The organism is Neglectibacter sp. X4, assembly GCF_009917365.1.
GTDB lineage: Bacteria > Bacillota > Clostridia > Oscillospirales > Acutalibacteraceae > Acutalibacter.
Map to the genome: position 1 here is coordinate 1 of NZ_QWLE01000198.1, position 854 is coordinate 854.

The window sequence follows — 854 nt, forward strand, 5'->3', positions numbered from 1 at the left end:
ATAGCCGAAGGGGCGCGCCTTGCCCTGTTTACAGGCGACGCCGCCCGGCAGCGGTGCGTGTCCGCCTCTGCCGCGGCCGGCAGCACCTATGAGGATACCCCCTACGGGGAAACCCAGCCCTGGCCCTGGCGCACCCGCACCCCGGTGGCAAACACTGCCGGGCAGGTGTGCACGGTGCTGGGCAGCGGCCAGGGGAATGTCAGCTTCCCTGCAAACCAGGGGGGCAGCATCGGGCTGGTGGTGTGCTGCAATCTTGCGGGAACTGTCCGGGTGTCGGATGAACCGGATGAGGATGGGTATTACACCCTGCTGTTTGACGCGCCCCCGCCCCGGAAAGCGGGAGAGCTGCTGGCAGGCGACCTGCTGCAGGTGCGCTTGGGCGGCAAAGACAGGCTGCTGGCTGTAGTCCAGCAGGGGAAGCCCTCCGCCCTTTACAGTGAGGAATGCGATGGCGCCTGGTGCATGGCCCTGGACGGGGTGGAAGCGGAGAGCATGCCTGCTGAAATGTACAGCGGGGCGCCCGGGGGCAAGCTGGACCAGAAATATGCCTGCATGACAGATTTCACCCTGCGCCCCTATATCCGGCGGGCAAAGCTGCCCCATATCAGCAGCACAGGCAACGCCGTCTCCTCCGGGGCAAACGGCTATGCCGCCTCCTGCTTCCTGCTGTCCGCCATTGAAACAGGCATAAGCCAGACCTATAAGGACGGCGCTGCCCTTGCTTTCTTCACTGGGGCTGGGGCGGCCCAGCGGCGCATCTGCCGTGTGGACGGGGAGCCGGCGGACTGGTTCACCCGCACCATGTATTACAGCTCCGGATGGCGGAAACACTTCGTAAAAGCCAATGGGGCACT

Annotated in this window: 1 protein-coding gene; it reads left to right on the top strand. The window is 65.1% G+C overall.

From position 1 onward, the window contains the following. Window positions 1-854: DUF6273 domain-containing protein (locus D1841_RS17645; protein WP_160644972.1), on the top strand; the 854-nt coding region annotated here is incomplete at both ends.